The following is a 19,283-nucleotide window of genomic DNA, read 5'->3' on the forward strand; positions in this document are numbered from 1 at the left end:
GAGGCAGGCGGAGCCTGCCCGATAGCGCCTTTATACGCCATCGCCCAGAGGTCTCCACAAAAAATCCACCCGGAGCCCCCAACCAACCGCCCCACCCCACCCCCAACCGAACAAAAACCCCCACCCACAAAGCAGACCCCACCCCACCTCCAACCACACAACAACCCCCACCCCCAACCACACAAAAACCCCAACCCCTCCCCTGACCAAGGTGGGGAATACCCCACCACGACCCGGGGTCCCAGTCGGCTTAACCCTCCGCCCTAACCCTCGTAGCGTCGTCTCCAGTGAGCCGCGAACGAAACGGAGACCGCGATGAGCATCCGGAAGCTTGCTGGAACTGTGCCCGCTGACGAGGCGTTGCCCGGGCGGCTCACCGGACGCGAGCTGTTGACGTTCAAGGGCCTGTTGAACGGCCTGACTCCGCAGGCCACGGCGGCGAGGGTGGGCCGGGTGTTGACGGTGACCGGCCTGGTGGAGGTGGCGGAGCGGCCGATCCACAGCTACTCGCCGGGGATGCGCACCCGGACCGGCGTGGCGGTGGCCCTGATGAGCGAGCCGGCCCCGCTGGCCACGGCCCTGCTCCCCAAAGTCGCCTGAGCCTAAACGGTGACCATCAGCTTGCTCATGTCCACCAACGCCCGTAGCGCCGGCGACTCGACCCGGGTGTCGTAGCCCAGCAATGTCCGAAGTGGACGGTCGTAGTCGATGGGCAGGAACCGGACCTCCGGCGGCGCGTAGCGGGCGGCGCTGCGGGGGAGGATCGCGACGCTGCGGCCGGTGGCGACCATGGCCAGCTGCATCATGGTGTCGCGGACCTCGGCGAAGACCAGCGGCGTGAAGCCCTCCCGTTCGCACATGCCTTGCACGCCAAGGGGACGGCCGGCCAGCACGTCCCGGCCGATGACGGCGAAGCGTTCGGCGGCCATGTCGGGCAGGGTGAGCGGCCGCCCGGCCGAGGCCAGCGGATGCTCCTCGGGGATCGCGGCCATCAGCGGCTCGCTGGCCAGTTCGACGAAGACGATCTCGTCCGGGCCCGGCGGCGGCGCGAAGCCGGTGGTGACGGCGGCCTGGATCTCGCCCGAGGTGAGCTGGCCGAACACCTCCTCCAGGGTGGTTTCCCGCACCGTGACCTCGATTTCCGGCCGGGTCGTCCCGTAGCGGCGCAGCAGGTCCACGAGCTGGGCCGGCGGCACGGACGCGGTCAGCCCGACGGTGAGCTCGCCGGCCTCCCCGCGAGCGGCGGCCCGGGCGGCCTTGAGGCCCTGGTCGCCGGCGGCGAGCACGCGGCGGGCGTGGGGCAGCAGGCCCCGGCCGGCGTCGGTGAGCACGACGCGACGGCCGTCCCGGTGCACCAGCTGGAGATTCACGCTGGCCTCCAGGCGTTGCAGCTGCTGGCTGACCGCGGGCTGGGCGATGCCGAGCCGCTCGGCTGCCCGGCCGAAGTGCAGTTCCTCGGCGACGGCGACCAGGCAGCGCAATCCCTTGAGCGACAACTCCATAAGACCACATTATCACAGGAGCTGTATTTCGCTATTGGACATTATCGGCGAGTTTCTCTAACTTCGTGGCCAGAGGTCATACCACAGGGGAGAAACACCATGGGTCTGCAGGGAAAGGTCGCGCTCGTCACCGCCGCGTCGCGGGGGATCGGCCGGGCCATCGCCGAGCGTCTGGCCGCCGACGGCGCCAGCGTGGTCGTCAACTACCACACCAATGAGGCCGCGGCCAAGGACGTGGTGGAGACGATCAAGGCGGCCGGCGGCGAGGCCGTCGCGGTCCGCGCCGACATCGGCGTTCCGGCCGACATCGAGCGCCTGTACAAGGAGGCCCTCGCCGCCTTCGGTGGCCTGGACATCGTGGTGAACAACGCGGGCATCACCGTCGTCGGGCCGACCGCCCTGTTCGACGAGGAGGCGCTGGACCGCGCCCTGGCCATCAACGTCAAGGGCACCTTCCTCTCGCTCAAGCACGCCGCCAACCACGTGCGCGACGGCGGCCGGATCATCAACATCTCCACCGGCTACACCCGTGCGCCCAACCCGTACGTCGGCGTGTACGTCGGCTCCAAGGCCGCCGTCGAGCAGTTCGGCCACTCGCTGGCCAAGGAGCTGGGCGAGCGCAAGATCACGGTCAACTCGGTGCTGCCGGGCCTGACCGACACCGACGGCGTGGCCCCCGAGGTCCGCGCCCAGGCCGACGTCTACATCAGCCAGACGCCGCTGGGCCGCTTCGGCACCCCCGACGACATCGCCGGCGTGGTCGCGTTCCTCGCCGGTGAGGACGGCAAGTGGGTCACCGGCCAGGCCATCTCGGCCACCGGCGGTCTCGCCTGATCCACCGCACCGACAAAGGGGAGAGCCGGTTCGACCGGCTCTCCCCTTGTGCGTCACGCGGTGACGGACAGCGCGTGGTGGAAGATGTTGAGCGGGTCCCACCGCCGCTTGACCGACTGCAGCGCCGGGTAGTTTCCCTTGTAGTACAGGTCGTGCCAGGCCAGTGAGGACGTGTTCCAGACCGGGTCGGCCAGGTCGGCGTCGGCGTAGTTGATGAACGCGCCGTCGTTGACCACGTCCGGCGCCGGAACCCCGCCCGAGGCCGCGAAGATCTGCTGGTAGGTCGTGCGCAGCCAGTCGATGTGCCGGGCGTCCTCGGCCGGGTCGGTCCAGAAGTTGGCGTAGTGCACCTTGAGGATCGAGCTGCGCTGGGCCGTCGCGGTGGCCGACGCCGCCACTGAGTTGATCTTGCCGCCGAAGCCCGACAGGAACAGCAGCGTGCCCGGGTTGGTGTAGTCGTCGTTGAGCCGACGGTAGATCGTCGACAGCTGCGCGTCGGTGAAGCTGCGGCGCAGGTACGACGACTTGGCCTTGAAGCGCTGGGTGACCGGGCTGTCGCCGCCGGTGAAACCGTTCCACAGGCTGGCGTGCAGCCACGGCAGTTGCCGCCGCTCGCTCACCCGAAGCGGCGCGCTGACCCCGTTGTTCAGCGTGGCCAGGAAACTGTCCAGCAGCGCGTCGGGATTGCCGGCGCTCGCGTCGACCTGGACCGCGAGGCCGACGATGCCGGCCGCCTTGTGGAACGGCTTGATCTGGCTGTAGAGCCCCAGATTCGGCGAGTCCGGGGCGCTGTTGCGCTCGTACCAGCCGGCGTAGTTGCGCATCAGCGTGGAGAAGCTCTGCTCGGTCAGGTCGGACCAGGCCCAGGTGCCCTGGCACACCAGCAACGAGGTCGGCGGCTTGGGCAGCAGCTGCGTCGGGTCGGTGCTGTCGATGCCCGGCGTGCGCAGGAAATACCGTGTCACCACCCCGAAATTGCCACCGCCGCCACCGGTGTGGCCCCACCACAGGTCACGGTTGGGGTCGCTGGTCTCGCGCGTGGCCACGACCGCGCAGGCCTTGCCGGTCGCGTCCACCACCACGACCTCGACCGCGTACAGGTGGTCGACGATCAGGCCGTGCAGCCGGGAAAGCGGCCCGTAGCCGCCGCCGAGGATGTGGCCGCCGGCCCCGACGGTCGGGCAGGAGCCGCCGGGCACGGTCACGCCCCAGCCCTTGAACAGTGAGCGATAGGCGTTGCCCAGCGTGGAACCGGCCTCGATGACAAACGCCCGGCGGGTCGCGTCGAAGGTCACGGCGTTCATCTCGGACGTGTCGATGACCACCTTGACCGCCGGGTCGGCCACGAAGTTCTCGTAGCAGTGCCCGCCGCTGCGCACGGCGATCCGCTTGCCGGCGGTCACCGCCTGCTGCACGACGTCGACGACCTGCTGTGTGGTCCGGACCACTCGCACGTTGTCCGGGGCGCCGACGAACCGCTGGTTCGCGCCGCGGACCAGGTCCGGGTAGCGGTTGTCGGCCGGGACCACGAGGTCGGCGGCCGCCGCCGTGGTCGCCGTGCCGTCGGCCGGGGCCGCGCCGGCCAGGCCGAAACCGGGCAGGGTCAAGGTGGCGGCCGCCCCGCCGATGGTGGCCGTGCGTGCGAGGAACCTCCGCCGCGTGACTGAGTTCATCTGGTTTCCCATTCTGTGCGCTCGGTGCGCCGCGACCCTCGCAGCAGGCGGCCAACGCCCGGTCAAAGCTCGGCCCATTGGCCGGGCTTTGACCCGCCCTTGGCCCGCGGTCGTGATGCTCGGAAAGCGACAGCACTCCGGCCAGCGAGGAGATCTCCATGTCAGTCACCGACGAGCCAGCACCGGTCGCCATCATCGGCATGGCCTGCCGGCTGCCCGGGGACGTCGACAGCCCCGAGCGGCTGTGGCAGCTGCTGCTCAGCGGGGACGACGCGATCAGCGAGGTCCCGGCGCACCGGTGGCAGCAGTACGAGCAGCCGGGCACGGCCAGTGCCACGGCGCTGCGGGACACGACCCGCCGCGGCGGTTACCTTTCCGACGCGGGCGCGTTCGACGCCGAGTTCTTCGGCATCACGCCCCGCGAGGCCGAACTGATGGACCCGCAGCAGCGAATTGTGCTCGAGACCACATGGGAGGCATTGGAGAACGCGGGTATTCCGCCGCATTCCCTGGCCGGCACCGACGCGGGCGTGTTCGTGGGCGTCGGTTCGGACGACTACGGCCGGCAGATGTTGGAGGACCTGCCCCGGATCGAGGCGTGGACCGGCATCGGCGCGGCGTTCTGCGCGGTCGCCAACCGTGTGTCCTATGTGCTCGATCTGCGCGGGCCCAGCTTCGCCGTGGACACCGCGTGCTCGTCCTCGCTGGTTGCCCTGCACCTGGCGGCGCAGAGCCTGCGTGCCGGGGAGAGCACGCTGGCCGTCGCCGCTGGCGTGAACCTGATCGCGGGCCCGGGCCTCAACATGGTGCTGGACGCGGCCGGGGCGACCTCGCCCGACGGCCAGTCCAAGCCGTTCGACGCTGACGCCAACGGCTACGGCCGCGGCGAGGGCGCCGGCGTGATCGTCCTCAAGCGACTGGACGACGCCCTGCGCGACAACGACCGCGTGCTCGCCGTCGTGCGGGGCAGCGCGGTCAACCAGGACGGCCGCACCAACGGCATCATGGCGCCCAGCGGCGAGGCGCAGGCTTACGTTGCCGCGCAGGCGCTTCGGCAGGCCGGCATCGACAGGACCACGATCGGCTACGTCGAGGCGCACGGCACCGGCACCCGCGCCGGCGACCCGATCGAGGCCGCCGCGCTGGCCTCGCAGTACGGCCGGCCCGGCGAGAACCCGACCCTCATCGGCTCGCTCAAGGGCAGCATCGGCCACCTGGAGGCGGGCGCCGGCATCGCGGGCGTGATCAAGGCGGTGCTGTGCCTGCGGCACGCGGAGATCCCGCCGACGGCCGGACACCGCTCGCCCAACCCCGACATCCCGTGGGACGAGCACGGCCTGCGGGTCGTGTCGGCCCAGACCGAGTGGCCCGCGCTCGAAGGCCCCCGCCGTGCCGCGGTGTCCAGCTTCGGCTACGGCGGCACGGTCGGTCACGTGGTGCTGGAGCAGGCCCCCGAGACCTCGCCGGTGGCCGAGGATCGCAAGCCGACGGTGTTCCCGCTGTCCGGTGGCTCGGCCGAAGCGGTGCAGGGCAACGCTTCCCGGCTGGCCGACTGGCTGGAGGCCAACCCGGCCGATCTCGCGGATGTGGCCTACACCTTGGCTTCCCGCCGCTCGCCGCTGCCGCATCGGGCCGCCGTCGTCGCCGACGACCGGGAGACGCTGATCGAGCGGCTGCGGGCCTTCACCGACGTGGCGACCGGCCAGGTCGTGGGCTCGGTCCCGGCCACCCCGGTGTGGGTGTTCTCCGGTCACGGGTCGCAGTGGTCCGGCATGGGCGCGGAACTGTTGGCCAACGACGCCGTGTTCGCCGCGACGGTGGACGCGATCACGCCGATCTTCCTGGCCGAGATCGGTTTCTCGCCGCGTGAGGTGCTCGAGAGCGGGGATCTCGGTGGCGTGGACCGGATCCAGCCGATGATCTTCACCATGCAGGTGGCGCTGGCCGCGTCGCTGCGGGCCCGGGGTTACCGGCCCGCCGCCGTGATCGGGCACTCGGTGGGCGAGATCGCCGCCGCCGTGGTCGCCGGGATCTTCGACCTCAGCGCGGGCGCGACCCTGATCAGCCGCCGCTCGAAGCTGCTGCGCCGGGTTGCCGGCAAGGGCGCGATGGCCATGGTTTCCCTGCCCTTCAACGAGATCGCCGCGCGCCTGGGCGACCGGACCGACGTGGTCGCGGCCATCGAGTCCTCCACCGGCTCCTCGGTGATCGCCGGCGACATCGCCGCGGTGGACCAGGTGCGGGCCGAGCTGGAGCAGGACGGCATCCGGGTGCGCAAGGTCGACTCCGACGTCGCCTTCCACAGCCCGCAGATGGACCCGCTGCTCGACGAGTTGACTGCCGCGGTCAGCGAGCTGGCGCTGGCCGAGCCGACGATTCCGGTCTACAGCACGGCCTCCTCGGACCCGCGCACCTCCATCCCGCGCGACGGCGCCTACTGGGCGGCCAACCTGCGCAACCCGGTGCTGCTCAACACCGCTGTGCGGGCGGCGGCGGCCGACGGGCACCGCCTGTTCCTGGAGATCGCGCCGCATCCGGTGGTCACGCACTCGATCAGCGAGACGCTCTCCGACGGTGGTCTGGACGAGGCCTTCGCCATCGGCACCCTACGGCGCAACCTGCCCGAACGATCTACTTTGGACGCCAACCTGGCCGAGCTGTTCTGCGCCGGCGGCGAGCCGGCCGAGACCACCGGCAACTTGCTGTCGCTGCCGGCCCAGGCCTGGCAGCACCGGCAGTTCTGGCGCGCGCCGACCGAGGCCGGGGCCGGGGCGGTCGGCCACGACCCCGCGTCGGAGACCCTGCTCGGCTCGCGGGTGGTGGTCGCGGGCGCGCCCGCGCTGCGGATCTGGCAGACCGAGCTGGACTTCGACCGCCGCCCCTACGCCGGCACGCACCCGATCCACGGTGTGGAGATCGTCCCGGCGGCCGTGCTGCTCAGCACGTTCCTCTCGGCCACGCATCGCCGTGAGCTCAACGACATCAGCCTGCGCGTGCCGGTGTCGATGGATCCGCCGCGACGGGTTCAGGTGGTGGCCGACGGCGACTCCGTGCGGCTGGCTTCCCAGCTGGTGGAGACCGCCGACGACCTCGCCTGGCAGGTGCACACCACCGCTCGGGCCGGCGAGTCCGGCATCGACACCGGCTTCAACCTCGCCGCGGCGCGGGGCCGGTGCGCCGAGGCCCGCGAGCCCGGTTCGGTGGTGGCCCGCCTGCACGCGGTCGGCGTGGCGGACAAGGGCTTCGGCTGGGAGGTGACCGAGCTCAGCGCCGGCGACGGCGAACTGCTGGCGACGGTGGCGGCCACGGCCGAGGCCACCGACCAGTGGGGCTCCATCGTCGACGCGGTGCTGACGCTCATCCCGCTGCTCTACACCGGCGACCCGGTGCTGCGGATGCCTTCGCACATCAAGCGTTTCGCGGTCGCCGACCAGGCCCCGGCCACGGTGGTCGTGCACGTCCAGCACGGTGACGCCGGTCTGGTCGAGGCCGTGGTCACCGATCTGGACGGCACGGTGGTCTGCACGCTGGAAGGCGTCCGCTACGACACCCTGGCCGGTAGCACGTCCGATGCGCACCCGCGTCAGCTCACCCACGAGGTGGTCTGGACCGACCAGGTCATCCCGGCCCAGCGCAAGACCGTCCTGCGCACGACCGTCGTGCTCGGCGCCGGCCCGGTGGCCGAGGCCGTGGCCCGGGCCGTGCAGGAGGAGGGATTCACCGCGCACGCCATTGCCTCGGTCGACGAGTTGGACGCCGCCATGGCCGATCTCGGGGCCGGGGACGCGATTCTCGTCACCGCCGGGGACGACCCGGTCGACTCGGCCTGGACGCTGGCTCAGGCGGCGCAGCGGGTGGCGGCGAAGGCCGGCACCTGGGCCCCGAAGCTGTGGGCGGTCACCGTGGGCCAGGTGGAGGGCGAGAACCTCGGCCACTCCCCGGTCTGGGGGCTCGGCCGCGTGATCGGCGGGGAACACCCGGACCTCTGGGGCGGGGTGCTCGACCTGGACCGAAACCTCGACACCACCAGGCTGGTCGACGCGCTGCGGGGCACCGGCGAGCAGAACATCCTGGCCCTGCGGGAGGAAAAGGTCCTGGCCGCCCGGCTGCGGCCGCTCGTGACGCCGCCGGCCGAGCCGCCGGCCCGGACCACGGCGCTGAGCACCGAAGGCACCTACCTGATCACCGGTGGTCTCGGTGTGCTGGGCCTGGAGGTCGCGGCTTGGCTCGGACGCAAGGGCGCGCGGCGGGTTGTGCTGCTGGCGCGCAGCGGACTGCCCGGCCGGGTCGAGTGGGACACCGTGACCGATCCCGCTGCGCGCGAACGGATCGACGCCATCCGGGCGCTGGAAGCCGCCGGTGTCACGGTGAAGGTCGTGCAGGCCGACATCACCGACCGGGACGCGGTGGCCGCGGCGCTCGCGCCGGAACGCCTTGACCTGCCGGCCATTCGCGGGATCGTGCACGCCGCCGGCACGCTCGACAACCGGGTTCTGTCCGAATTGGACCGTGCATCGCTGGAGCGGGTGATGGCCCCGAAGGTGGCCGGCGCGCTGGTGCTGAACGAGCTGTTCCCGGTCGGCAGCATCGACTTCCTGGCCTTGTTCTCCTCGGCCGGCCCGTTGCTCGGCCTGACCGGTCAGGCCAGCTACGCCTCGGCCAACGCCTTCCTGGACGCGCTGGCCCGCAGCCGCCCCGACGCGACCAGCTTCGCCTGGACCTCCTGGCGGGGCATGGGCATGGCGGTCAGCGAGGTGGTCGACCAGGAGCTGAAGGACCGTGGTGTCGGCGACATCTCGCTCACCGAGGCCTTCGCCTCCTGGGAGCACGCGGCCCGGTTCGGCCACGCCACCGTGGCGGTGCTGCGCACGACCGAGCTGGAGCAGGGGTCGACTCCGTTGCCGCTGCTGCGTGATCTCGACTTCGCGCAGGAGACCGAGGGTGCGGTCGGGGCTGCGGTCGCCCTTCCGGACGACCCGGCCGAGCTGCGGGCGCAGCTGCTCGAAGGCATCAAGGCCGATGTCGCCGACGAGCTGCGGATGGCCGTCGAGGACCTGGCGATCGACCGGGTGCTGGCCGATCTCGGCATGGATTCGGTGATGACGCTGGCCATCCGGCGTCGGATCGAGAAGCGGGTGCGGCTCAAGCTGCCGGCGACCCTGCTGTGGAACCACCCGACCATCGCCGCGGTCACCGACTTCGTGGTCGAGAAGCTGGTCGGTGACCTGACGAACGTGGGTGGGTGAGCCGTGATCCGCACCGGAATGGCTCAGTGGCCGCAAGATCTGGCCCGGGCCTACGAGAGCAAGGACGTCTGGCGCGGGGTGCCGCTCGGTGAGTGGTACCGGCGCTGGGCCGCCGAATTCGGTTCGAGGACGGCGATTGTCGACGGGGCTCGGCGCGTGAGCTACGCCGAGCTCGCCGACGCCGCCGACCAGACCGCGCAGGGCCTGCTGGATCTGGGCCTGCGCGGCGGCGAGAACATCTTGGCGCAGCTGCCGAACTCCGCCGACTTCGTCGTCTTCCTGTTGGCCTGCACGAGGATCGGCGTCGCGCCGGTGCTGATGCTGCGGGCGCACCGGGACAACGAGCTGATCGCGGCGGCGCGGCACGTCAAGGCGACCGCGGTGGTGGTCTCGGGCGAGGACGGCGCTTACGACTTCGTGTCGCTGGGCCGCCGGGTCCGGGACGCTGTGGACACCGTCCGCCATGTCATCGCGTCCGGTGAGGGCCGGGCCGCTGACGTGGTCGGCCTCGACGCCCTCGGCCGTCCGGCCGGCGATCTTGGCTCTGTCGCGCCGGATCCGCGCGACGTGGCCCTGTTCCTCCTGTCCGGTGGAACGACCGGCCAGGCCAAGCTGATCGGCCGCACGCACAACGACTACGAGTACAACTTCCGGCGCAGCGGCGAGGTGTGCGGGTTCGGACCGGACACCGTCTATCTCGCCGCGCTGCCGGCCGGGCACAACTTTCCCTTGGGGTGCCCGGGAATCCTGGGCACGCTGGCGGTCGGCGGCACCGTCGTCCTGGTGCCATCGCCCAATCCCGAGTCGGCCTTTGCCGCCATCGCAAGGGAAAAGGTGACCGCCGTGGCCACCGTGCCGGCGGTGCTGCACCGGTGGGCCGAGCACGCGCGGTCCAACCCCGCGGACCTGTCGAGCCTGAAACTGGTCCAGGTCGGCGGTTCGGTGCTCACGCCGCAGGCCTACCGTTCCTCCCGTGACGCCCTGGGCTGCCCGGTTCAGCAGGTCTTCGGCATGGCCGAGGGACTGCTGAACTTCACCGGGCTCGACGACGACGAGCCCACCACGGCCACCACCCAGGGCCGCCCGATGAGCGAGCACGACGAGATCCTGGTCGTGGACGAGTCCGGCACGCCGGTGCCGGCCGGGGCCGAGGGCGAGCTGCTGACCCGAGGGCCGTACACGCCGCGCGGCTACTTCGACGCGCCCGAGCACAACCGGCGGTCCTTCACCCCGGACGGCTGGTACCGCACCGGCGACCTGGTCCGGTTGGCGCACGGGGGAAATCTCGTGGTCACCGGCCGGTCCAAGGACATCATCAACCGTGGCGGCGAGAAGATCGCCACGGACGAGATCGAGCAGTTCGCCGTGGCACTGCCCGATGTGGCGGAGGCGGCAGTGGTGCCGTATCCGGATCCCGAACTGGGCGAACGCGTCTGCCTGTTCGTGGTGCCGGCGTCGGGGCGGCGAGCCCCGGCGCTCCCCGAGCTGCGCGCCGCGTTCCTCGCCATCGGCGTGGCGGCCTTCAAGATCCCCGAACGGATCGAGTCCGTCGCCGAGCTGCCGCACACCGCGATCGGCAAGGTGGACAAGAAGGCCCTGCGCCGGCTCGCCGAAAAGCACACCACTTCTGTTGGGAGCGAACCCTTGCCGCACAACCTGTTGGTCTCGCCCGCCGAACCGGACACCGAGGGCCTGCCCCGCTACTCCTGGGTGGTCCAGGCCGAACGGCCGGTGGAGTACGAGGTCCGGGTGTCCCGGAACCTGTTCGACCCGGCCAACCCGTCGCTGCTGCTGGCCGGCGAGACCTCCGGCGGCATCGGCCGCCGCCGGGTCATCGTGGTCGACAGCGCCGTCGACCGCATCTACGGCGACCAGCTGCGGGCCTACCTCGCCCACCACACCGTGGACGCGCGGCTGTGCGTGCTCGACGCCACCGAAGAGAACAAGACCATGGACGCGGTGTTCCGCGTCATCGGCGAGCTCGACGAGTTCGGCATCGACCGCCGCCGCGAGCCGGTGATCGGCATCGGCGGCGGCGTGCTGCTGGACATCGTCGGCCTTGCGTGCAGCCTGTACCGCCGGCACACCCCGTACGTCCGGGTGCCCACCACGCTCATCGGCCTGGTCGACGCCGGTGTCGGCGCCAAGACCGGCGTCAACTTCGGCGGCCACAAGAACCGGCTGGGCAGCTACGAGCCGCCGGTGGCGGCCCTGCTGGACCGGGCATTCCTGTCCACTTTGGACGAGCGGCACATCCGCAACGGGCTGGCCGAGATCCTCAAGATCGCGCTGATCAAGGACGCCGCCCTGTTCGATCTGCTGGAGCAGCACGGCGCGGCGCTGGTGACCGAGCGCCTGCAAGGAGAAACGCCGCAGACCGAGGCCGCCACCCGTGGCGTGCTGCGCGCCGCCGTGCACGGGATGCTGGAAGAGCTTCAGCCCAACCTGTGGGAACACAGCCTGGAGCGGCTGGTCGACTACGGCCACACCTTCAGCCCCACCATCGAGATGCGGGCCCTGCCGGCGCTGCTGCACGGCGAGGCGGTCAACGTCGACATGGCGCTGACCACTGTGATCGGCTGGCGTCGGGGTCTGGTCACCGACCGGGACCGCGACCGGATCCTCGACGTGATGCGGGCTCTGCGGCTGCCGACCTGGCACCCGGAGTGCGCGCCGGAGATCCTGCACCGCGCGCTGGTCGAGACCACCCGGCACCGCGACGGCCAGCAGCGGCTGCCGCTGCCGGTCGGGATCGGCTCCGCGACCTTCGTCAACGACGTCACCCTGGACGAGCTCGCGCAGGCCTCCCGGGACCTGGCGGAAACGTCCACTTTGGTCGGTGAGGCGCTGTGATCAAGGTCGGCCGAGCCGACCGGCCCGCCGAGGTGCACGGCGTGCACGGGGCGGCCGGCGTGACCAACTGGACCTGCTTCTCCCGCCGGGCCGGCCTGGACGGCGACTGGGAGGCCATCGAGTGGGCCAGCGTGCCGGTGGGCGGCGTCAGCGGCGAGCACCGGCACACCCGGACCGAGGAGATCTACTTCATTCTCTCCGGCCGGGCGGAAGTGCGGCTGGACGGTGAGCCGCACGTGCTCGGTCCCGGCGGCATGGTGCTGACCTGCGTCGGCAGCACGCACGCGCTCCACAACGTTGGCGACAGCCGGGTGGACTGGCTGGTGATCGAGATGCTCAGCCCGGACACGGCGACGTCCGTGCGCGGCCGGGCCGTGACCGAGAAGAGGACGAGTATGGGCAGCACGGTGGTCGACCTCGCGCAGCTGGGCCAGTTCGACCCGCGCCAGGTGTTCGCGGGGCCGCTGGAGAACATCGCCCTGCGGTCGCTGAGCGACGGCGAGACGCTGGAGTTGAGCGCGCACGGCGTGGAGCACACGCTGTTCGTGACCGAGGGTTCCGGGCTGGGCAAGGCCCAGTCGACCGAGATCTCCTTGTCCGCCGGCACTTCCGTGACGCTGCCGCTGGGCTCGGAGCTGACCGTGATCGCCGGGCAGCCCGGCCTCAAGGTGTTCCTGGCGACCATGGCGGTGCGGCCGTGATCGTCACCCGCGCCGACGAGCAGGGGTGGACCTGCCTGGCCCGCCGGGGCATGCTGCACAGCGAATGCGAGGCTGTCGACCTGCTGGTGCTGGAGCCGGGCGAGACCCTGTCCCGCCGCGGCCGGGACGGCATCGGCGAGATCTGGTATGTGATCGGCGGCAATGCGTCCACTGTGGACGGTGCCGCGGTGACCGCGGGGGCCGCGCTGGTGATCACCCCCGACGACACCGCCAGCAGCCTCACCGCGACCGACCGGACGAGCCTGCTGACCGTGTCCACCCTGGGCGACGACACCGTGACCCGGCTGCCGCGCCGCCGACCGGACCTGCTCGACCAGCACTGACCAGGAGTAGAAAGCCATGCGATACAAGGATCTCCACGTGGCCGGCGTCGGCTCCTGGTTCCCCACCAGCGTGCCGATCGGCGAGGCCGTGGCCGACGGCCGCTACAACCCCGAGGTGCTGGCCAAGACCCAGATGGCCGGCGTGGCGGTGGCCGGGCCCTACGACCCGCAGCCGGTGATGGCCCTGAACGCCGGCCGCCGGGCCCTCAAGCACGCGGGCCTGCCCGGCCACCAGGTCAGCCTGCTGCTGCACGCGGTCGCCGGCTACAACGGCCTGGAGGCCTGGAACTGCGCCTCCTACCTGCAGAACGAGCTCCTGGACGGGCACGGCTTCTCGTTCGAGATCCGGCAGCTGTCCAACGGCGCGGTCGGCGCGGTGGAGCTGGCGGCGAGCTTCCTCGGCGCGCACGCCAGCCGTCGCGCCGCCGTGATCACCACCGCCGATGTCTTCCCGGCCCCGGTGTGGGACCGCTGGACCGCCAGCCCGGGCCTGATCTTCGGCGACGGCGCGAGTGCCCTGGTGCTGTCCAAGGACGGCGGATTCGCCAAGGTGCTGTCGGTGGCCTCGGCCTGCGACCCGGCCCTGGAAGGCATGCAGCGCGGGAACTCCCCGTTCTTCGGCTACGCCGACCCCTCGCAGTACCCGGTCGACATCCGGGCGCGCACGCACGAGTTCGCCGACGTGCTGCCGTTGCGGCAGGCGGCCAAGCGCATGGCCGAGGGCCTGCACGCCGCCGCCGACGAGGCCTGCGCGGACGCCGGCCTGCGCATCGCCGACGTGGACCACGTCGTGGTGCCGAACTTCGGCCGCGAGCTGCTCCAGGAGGAGTGCCTGGACCCGCTGGGCGTGGACGTCTCCCGCACGGTGTGGGACTGGGGCCGCGAGGTCGGGCACGTCGGCGCGGCCGACCAGTTCGCCGGGCTGGCCCGGCTCGTCGAGACCGGGAAGGCCCGGCCGGGCGAGACGGTGCTGCTGGTCGGCGTGGGCGGCGGCTTCAACTGGACCTGTGTGCTGCTGCGGATGGCGATCGAGTCGTGATTCCCACCGTCAAGGGCGTCGATCATTTCGCCTACACGGTCGCCGATCTGGACCGGGCGATCGACCTTTTCACCACGGTGTTCGGGGCGCAGATCCTGTATCGGCAGGGGCCGGTGCAGGACGCCGACGGCGACTTCATGCGCCGCCAACTCGACGTGCATCCGCGCGCCACCTGCTACGTGAGCATGCTGCGCCTGGGAAACGCCAACCTGGAGCTGTTTTCGTACACGGCCCCGGGGCAGCGAAAGGTGGCGCCGGAGCCGCGGTCGACCGGCGGGCACGAGCTGGCGTTCGCCGTCGACGACGTGCCGGCCGCGGTCGACTGGCTCGGCGGCCGGCTGGAAGTCGTGTCAGCGCAGGCTGACGTGTGCTCGCTGCGGACCGACTGGGGCATGTGGCTGCGCCTGGTCCAGACCACGCCGGTCGGGCCGCGGATCGGGGACCTGCCCGGGTTGACCGGCGTGGCCGGGGCCGCCTACACCGTCGCCGACCTCGATGTCGCTGTGCGCTTTCTCACCGGGACCGTTGGGGCGCAACTGATCGAGCGTTCGGCCGGTGGTCGCGGGGAACCGGAGCGGGCGACCGTCCAGCTTGGACCGACGCCGACCATTGAGTTGCGCGCATCCGGCGCAGTGACCGGGACTCGGCCGCGCAACAGCGATGTCGGCGGGCACCATCTCGCGTTCGCGGTCGACGACGTCGTCGCGGCGTCGGCGTGTCTCGGGGCGGCGCCGGGGGCGCGGCTGCTCGGAGATCCGCAGGTCATCGCCGAGGGCGGGCCGATCGACGGTGTGCGCTGGCAGTACTTCACCGGCCCGGACGGCTTCCAGTTCGAGCTCGCGTTCGCACCGCCGGGGCTGCCCTATGAACGCTCGACGACTGCGCGCCGTTTCGAGGTGGTTTCGCTGCGTCACTGAACACGTGAGTCGGCGGCGTTACATTGTTGTCACGCCTGCCCAGGTGTTGATGAACACTGGCAGGCGGTTCGATGATGGGGTAACGTCCGCAGTGATCCTGTCGAGCACCCGATGTCGTGTCGCTAACAGTGGGGGTTAACGGCGCTGTGGACAGGGAGGCCGGCTCGCAGTTGGTCACCAGGGGGGATCACGTGTATTTTGCCGTGTTGGGTCCGTTGTCCGTGACAAACGAAGAAATGGATTTGACTCCGACTTCGGGGATGTCACGCAGATTATTGGCTTTATTGTTGCTGCACGCGAACAGAGTGGTGCCGGCGAAAGCGATCGAGAACGAGCTGTGGGGCTGGCCGGTGCCGCCCCGGTCCCGCAAGACCATGCAGACCCACGTCTACCACCTGCGCAAGGCGCTGACCACGGTCGACGGCCCGGTCATCGAGACGCGCCCGAACGGCTACCTGATCAAGCTTCAGCCGCACGAGTTCGACCTGTGGCGATTCGAGGAGCTGGAGCGGGAGGGGCGCTGCGCGGTGCGGGCGGGCGAGCATTCCCGGGCGGCCGCCCTGTTCCGCTCGGCTCTCGATCTGTGGCGCGGGCCGGTGTTGAGCGACTCCGAGGTCGGGCCGACGCTGGCCCGGCAAATAGCCCGGCTCAACGACCGCCGACTCGAAGTCCTGGAGTCGCGGATCGAGGCCGAGCTCATGCTCGGCATGCATCGCCAGCTGCTGAGTGAACTGCTCCAGCTGGTCGACGAACACCCGTTGCACGAGAATTTCACGGCGATGTTCATGGCCGCCGCGCATCGGTCCAACCGTCGTGGAGAAGCGTTGGAAATGTATCGGCGACTACGCGATCGCATGGTCGCCGAGCTGGGGCTGGAACCGTCGGAACGGCTGCGTGAGCTCCAGATCGAAATTCTCAACGGCACCGTCGGCGGCGGGGCCGAGCCACGGGTCGCCCCGGCGCAGCTGCCGCCGGACACGCCGTTCTTCGTGGGCCGCGAGGAGGAGATCGGCAGCCTCCGGGACGCGATCGACTCGTCCGGCACGTTCCCGCCGGTGGTGTCCATCCTCGGCGCGCCCGGCATCGGCAAGACCGCGCTGGCCGTGCACGCCGGGCACGCGCTGGCCGAGCGGTTCCCGGGCGGCAGCCTGTTCGCGGAACTCCATGACCACAACGGAAATCCGGTGCCGGCGACCCAGGTGCTCGAGTCCTTCCTGGGGTCCCTTGGCGTCGTCGACATCCCGACGTCGCTGGCCGAACGCGTCCGGCTGTTCCGGTCCCTGGCCTCCACCAAGCGGGTCCTCGTGCTGCTGGACGACGCGGCCGACCTGACCCAGGTCCAGCCGCTGCTGCCGGGGTCGCCGCACTGCGCCGCGCTGGTCACCGCCCAGTCCCGGATTCCCGGCCTGCCGGCGCTGGAGACCGTCGAGCTGTCCCGACTGTCCACTGAAGACAGTGTGGAGCTGTTGGGGCGGATCGTGGGCTGGCAGCGGATCGGGGCCGAGCGGGAGGCGGCCGACCGCGTCGCCGAGCTGTGCGAGGGGCTGCCGCTGGCCGTGCACGGGGCCGCCGAGCGGCTGGTCAGCCGGGTCGGCTGGCGGCTGGCGAAACTGGCGCTGCGCCTGGAGAACGAGGAGAGCCGGCTCAGCGAGCTCGGCGTCGGCACCGTCGACCTGCGCAAGCGGCTCGACACCGGCGTCAACCGACTGACCGCGCGGGCGCGCCAGGCGCTGGTGACCATCGGCCCCCGGGTGGACGGTCCGTTCGACCTCGCCACCGCCGCCCGGATGCTGGGCATGGACGAGCTGTCGGCCGAGATTCCCATCGGCGTCCTGGTCAGTAGCCACCTCCTGCGCGTGGTCGGCACCAAGCCCTGCGGCGCCGCCTGGTTCGCGTTCCCGGACCTGGTCCGCCTCTACGCCACCGAACTGGCCCGCACCGCGCACGAGTCGGTTGACTGTCAGGGAACGCTCGGCTGTCCTGTGCTCGTGGCATAGACGCCCGAGCCCACCTCACTATGATCAGCCTGGCTGTGTCGTCGTGGGGGAGGGATGGCCATGTCCAACCACGCAGAGCCGGACTATTCGACGGTCACGGGCGAGCAGATCGCCGAGGCGTGCCAGGCGGCGATCGCCGCCTGTGACGCGCAGGTGGCCGAGATCCTCGCCGTGCCCGGTGGTTCCCGCACCGCCGCCAACACGCTGTTCGCGGTGGAGACGGCGGTGCGGGACCTGGCCGACGCGGATTCGGGCTGGACGTTCCTCAAACACGTGTCGCCGGACGAGGCGGTGCGGGACAGCGCCCGGCACTGGGGGCTGGAGCTGGAGAACCGGGCGATCGCGCTCAAGTTCGACGAGGGCCTCTACCGGGCTGTCGTCGAGTTCGCCGGCACCGAGGAAGCGGCCGCGTTGACGGGCGAGGACGCGCGGCTGCTGGAGTGGATGCTGCGCGACTACCGGCGTGACGGCCACGAGCTCCCGGCCGCCGAACGCGAGCGGCTGCGGGCGCTGTCCGAGGAGCTGGTGCGGCTCGGGGCCGACTTCGCCCAGGGCATCGCCGACTGGGACGACGGCATCGAGGTCGACCGGGCCGAGCTCGACGGCCTGCCGGAGGACTACATCGCCGGGCTGACCCGGTCCGGGGACCGGTACCGGGTGTCGCTGGACTATCCCGAGCTCCGCCCGTTCCTGGCCAACGCCCACTCGGCCGAGCGCCGGCGCGAGCTGCTGGAACGGGAGCTCCGCCGGGGTGGCCCGGACAACGTCGCCCGGCTGGAGCGGGCGATCGCCGTGCGCGCGGAGATCGCCCGGATGCTGGGCCACGACTCGTGGGTCGACTACACGACGGAGATCGAGATGACGGGCCGTCGCGCCGTCGTCGCCGATTTCCTCGACGAGCTGCGGGACCTGGTCGCCCCGCACGCGGAGCGGGATGTCCAGCTGCTGCTGGAGATCCATGACGGGCCCGAGGTCGCGCCGTGGGATCTGGCCTACCTCACCAACCAGACGCTGCGGACCCGGTACGACGTCGACGACCAGGAAGTCGCCCAGTACTTCCCGCTGGACGCGTGCCTGGACGGCCTGTTCCACATCGCGCGGCAGGTGTTCGGCGTGCGCTGCGTCGAACTGCCGGACGCGCCGGTCTGGCACCCGGACGTGCGGGCCTACGCGGTCGAGGAAGCGGCCACGGGCGTCCCGGTCGCGCGGTTCTACCTGGATCTGTTCCCGCGGCCGGGCAAGTTCACCCACGCCGCGGCGCTTGAGCTCCGTTTCGGCCGCCGACTGCCCGACGGCTCGTACCAGCACCCGGTCAGCGCGGTCGCCGCCAATCTGACGCGGCCGACCGAGACCCGGCCGTCGCTGCTGCGGCACCGCGAGGTCGTGACCCTGTTCCACGAGTTCGGCCACGTCCTGCACGACTCGCTGATGGCCGTCGAGCACGGGCGGTTCTCGGCGTCGAGCACGGAGCGCGACTTCATCGAAGCGCCGTCGCAGATCATGGAGCGGTGGTGCTGGGACGCCGACGTGCTGGCCGCCTTCAGCCGGCACCACGTCAGCGGCGAGCCGCTGCCGGCCGAGCTGCTGGCCCGGATGATCGAGGCCAAGAACGTGGCCGCCGCGATCGCCACCCAGCGGCAGATCTTCTTCGCCTCGCTCGACCTCGCCTACCATTCGGCCGACTTCGACGGCGACTCGACGGCCGCGCTGCGGGAGGCCTACCGGCGCAACGGCCTGCCCTATCCGGAGGGCACGCATCTGCAATCCGCGCTGCCGCACATGTTCGGCTATGACGGCCGGCTCTACAGCTATCTGTGGGCCCGGGTCATCGCCGACGACATGTACACCCGGTTCGAGGAATCCGGGCCGATGGATCCGGCCACCGGCGCGCGTTTCCGGGAAGCCGTGCTGGCTCCCGGCGGCAGTGCCGCCGGGAGCCAGCTCGTCGGCGATTTCCTCGGCCGAGAAACCAACTACGACGCCTTTCTACGCAACCTTGGACTGATCCCCTGACCACTGCGGTTGTGCGGCGTCGCCGGGCGGATGTCGCGATCGTCCGGCCCGGTGCGACCTCGGCGGCGGCACCCCTCTGACCGCCGCATCGGCCGCTGTGCCAGGTTTAGCGCAGATGGACTGTCCGATGTCACGATCCGGCGTCGGACAAACAGGGTCCGGAC

At 71.1% G+C, this 19,283-nt stretch carries 12 protein-coding genes; 10 read left to right on the plus strand and 2 right to left on the minus strand.

From position 1 onward, the window contains the following. Positions 1 to 315: 315 nt before the first annotated feature. Positions 316 to 600: a hypothetical protein gene (locus ACIG5F_RS48015; RefSeq protein WP_396527070.1), complete on the plus strand. Its 285-nt coding sequence runs from the start codon at positions 316 to 318 to the stop codon at positions 598 to 600. A 2-nt stretch (positions 601 to 602) separates the two neighbouring features. Here ACIG5F_RS48015 and ACIG5F_RS48020 read toward each other — a convergent pair whose 3' ends face one another. Next, a complete protein-coding gene (locus ACIG5F_RS48020) occupies positions 603 to 1,502 on the minus strand; it encodes a LysR substrate-binding domain-containing protein (protein ID WP_396527071.1) in 900 nt (299 codons plus the stop codon). A 99-nt stretch (positions 1,503 to 1,601) separates the two neighbouring features. Here ACIG5F_RS48020 and ACIG5F_RS48025 point away from each other — a divergent pair, with 99 nt between their 5' ends. Next, a complete protein-coding gene (locus ACIG5F_RS48025; protein WP_396527072.1) occupies positions 1,602 to 2,336 on the plus strand; it encodes a glucose 1-dehydrogenase in 735 nt (244 codons plus the stop codon). A 53-nt stretch (positions 2,337 to 2,389) separates the two neighbouring features. Here the strand turns inward: ACIG5F_RS48025 and ACIG5F_RS48030 are convergent, their stop codons facing one another. After that, positions 2,390 to 4,009: an FAD-binding protein gene (locus ACIG5F_RS48030; RefSeq protein ID WP_396527073.1), complete on the minus strand. Its 1,620-nt coding sequence runs from the start codon at positions 4,007 to 4,009 to the stop codon at positions 2,390 to 2,392. 158 nt (positions 4,010 to 4,167) lie between these two features. On the opposite strand from ACIG5F_RS48030, the gene ACIG5F_RS48035 reads away from it, so the two are divergent. The 8 genes from ACIG5F_RS48035 to ACIG5F_RS48070 all read left to right on the plus strand — a co-directional run bounded on the left by ACIG5F_RS48035 (position 4,168) and on the right by ACIG5F_RS48070 (position 19,119). Continuing rightward, positions 4,168 to 9,255: a type I polyketide synthase gene (locus tag ACIG5F_RS48035; RefSeq protein WP_396527074.1), complete on the plus strand. Its 5,088-nt coding sequence runs from the start codon at positions 4,168 to 4,170 to the stop codon at positions 9,253 to 9,255. A gap of 3 nt (positions 9,256 to 9,258) precedes the next feature. Then, a complete protein-coding gene (locus ACIG5F_RS48040; protein WP_396527075.1) occupies positions 9,259 to 12,108 on the plus strand; it encodes an iron-containing alcohol dehydrogenase in 2,850 nt (949 codons plus the stop codon). Next, positions 12,105 to 12,809, plus strand: a complete 705-nt coding sequence (locus tag ACIG5F_RS48045) for a cupin domain-containing protein (RefSeq protein ID WP_396527076.1) — start codon at positions 12,105 to 12,107, stop codon at positions 12,807 to 12,809. Before ACIG5F_RS48040 ends, ACIG5F_RS48045 begins: the two co-directional genes overlap by 4 nt. Beyond that, entirely contained in the window at positions 12,806 to 13,153 is a 348-nt protein-coding gene (locus tag ACIG5F_RS48050; protein ID WP_396527077.1) for a cupin domain-containing protein, read from the plus strand. The genes ACIG5F_RS48045 and ACIG5F_RS48050 overlap by 4 nt, the downstream gene beginning before the upstream one ends. A gap of 16 nt (positions 13,154 to 13,169) precedes the next feature. Beyond that, positions 13,170 to 14,192: a ketoacyl-ACP synthase III family protein gene (locus ACIG5F_RS48055; RefSeq protein WP_396527078.1), complete on the plus strand. Its 1,023-nt coding sequence runs from the start codon at positions 13,170 to 13,172 to the stop codon at positions 14,190 to 14,192. Beyond that, a complete protein-coding gene (locus ACIG5F_RS48060) occupies positions 14,189 to 15,109 on the plus strand; it encodes a VOC family protein (protein ID WP_396527079.1) in 921 nt (306 codons plus the stop codon). The genes ACIG5F_RS48055 and ACIG5F_RS48060 overlap by 4 nt, the downstream gene beginning before the upstream one ends. A 260-nt stretch (positions 15,110 to 15,369) precedes the next feature. Next, positions 15,370 to 17,106: a BTAD domain-containing putative transcriptional regulator gene (locus ACIG5F_RS48065; protein WP_396527080.1), complete on the plus strand. Its 1,737-nt coding sequence runs from the start codon at positions 15,370 to 15,372 to the stop codon at positions 17,104 to 17,106. Between the two features lie 60 nt (positions 17,107 to 17,166). Further along, positions 17,167 to 19,119, plus strand: a complete 1,953-nt coding sequence (locus ACIG5F_RS48070; protein WP_396527081.1) for a M3 family metallopeptidase — start codon at positions 17,167 to 17,169, stop codon at positions 19,117 to 19,119. The last annotated feature ends 164 nt before the right edge of the window (positions 19,120 to 19,283 follow it).

Origin of the sequence: Kutzneria sp. NPDC052558 (genome assembly GCF_044547355.1) — a bacterium.
In the GTDB taxonomy this organism is placed as follows: domain Bacteria; phylum Actinomycetota; class Actinomycetes; order Mycobacteriales; family Pseudonocardiaceae; genus Kutzneria.

What these genes read in the sequence shown, in the direction of transcription:
- ACIG5F_RS48030 (WP_396527073.1), bottom strand. Translation starts at nt 4,009, where the DNA reads ATGAACTCAGTCACGCGGCGGAGGTTCCTCGCACGCACGGCCACCATC.
- ACIG5F_RS48015 (WP_396527070.1), top strand. Translation starts at nt 316, where the DNA reads ATGAGCATCCGGAAGCTTGCTGGAACTGTGCCCGCTGACGAGGCGTTG.
- ACIG5F_RS48025 (WP_396527072.1), top strand. Translation starts at nt 1,602, where the DNA reads ATGGGTCTGCAGGGAAAGGTCGCGCTCGTCACCGCCGCGTCGCGGGGG.
- ACIG5F_RS48035 (WP_396527074.1), top strand. Translation starts at nt 4,168, where the DNA reads ATGTCAGTCACCGACGAGCCAGCACCGGTCGCCATCATCGGCATGGCC.
- ACIG5F_RS48055 (WP_396527078.1), top strand. Translation starts at nt 13,170, where the DNA reads ATGCGATACAAGGATCTCCACGTGGCCGGCGTCGGCTCCTGGTTCCCC.
- ACIG5F_RS48070 (WP_396527081.1), top strand. Translation starts at nt 17,167, where the DNA reads ATGTCCAACCACGCAGAGCCGGACTATTCGACGGTCACGGGCGAGCAG.
- ACIG5F_RS48065 (WP_396527080.1), top strand. Translation starts at nt 15,370, where the DNA reads ATGTCACGCAGATTATTGGCTTTATTGTTGCTGCACGCGAACAGAGTG.
- ACIG5F_RS48020 (WP_396527071.1), bottom strand. Translation starts at nt 1,502, where the DNA reads ATGGAGTTGTCGCTCAAGGGATTGCGCTGCCTGGTCGCCGTCGCCGAG.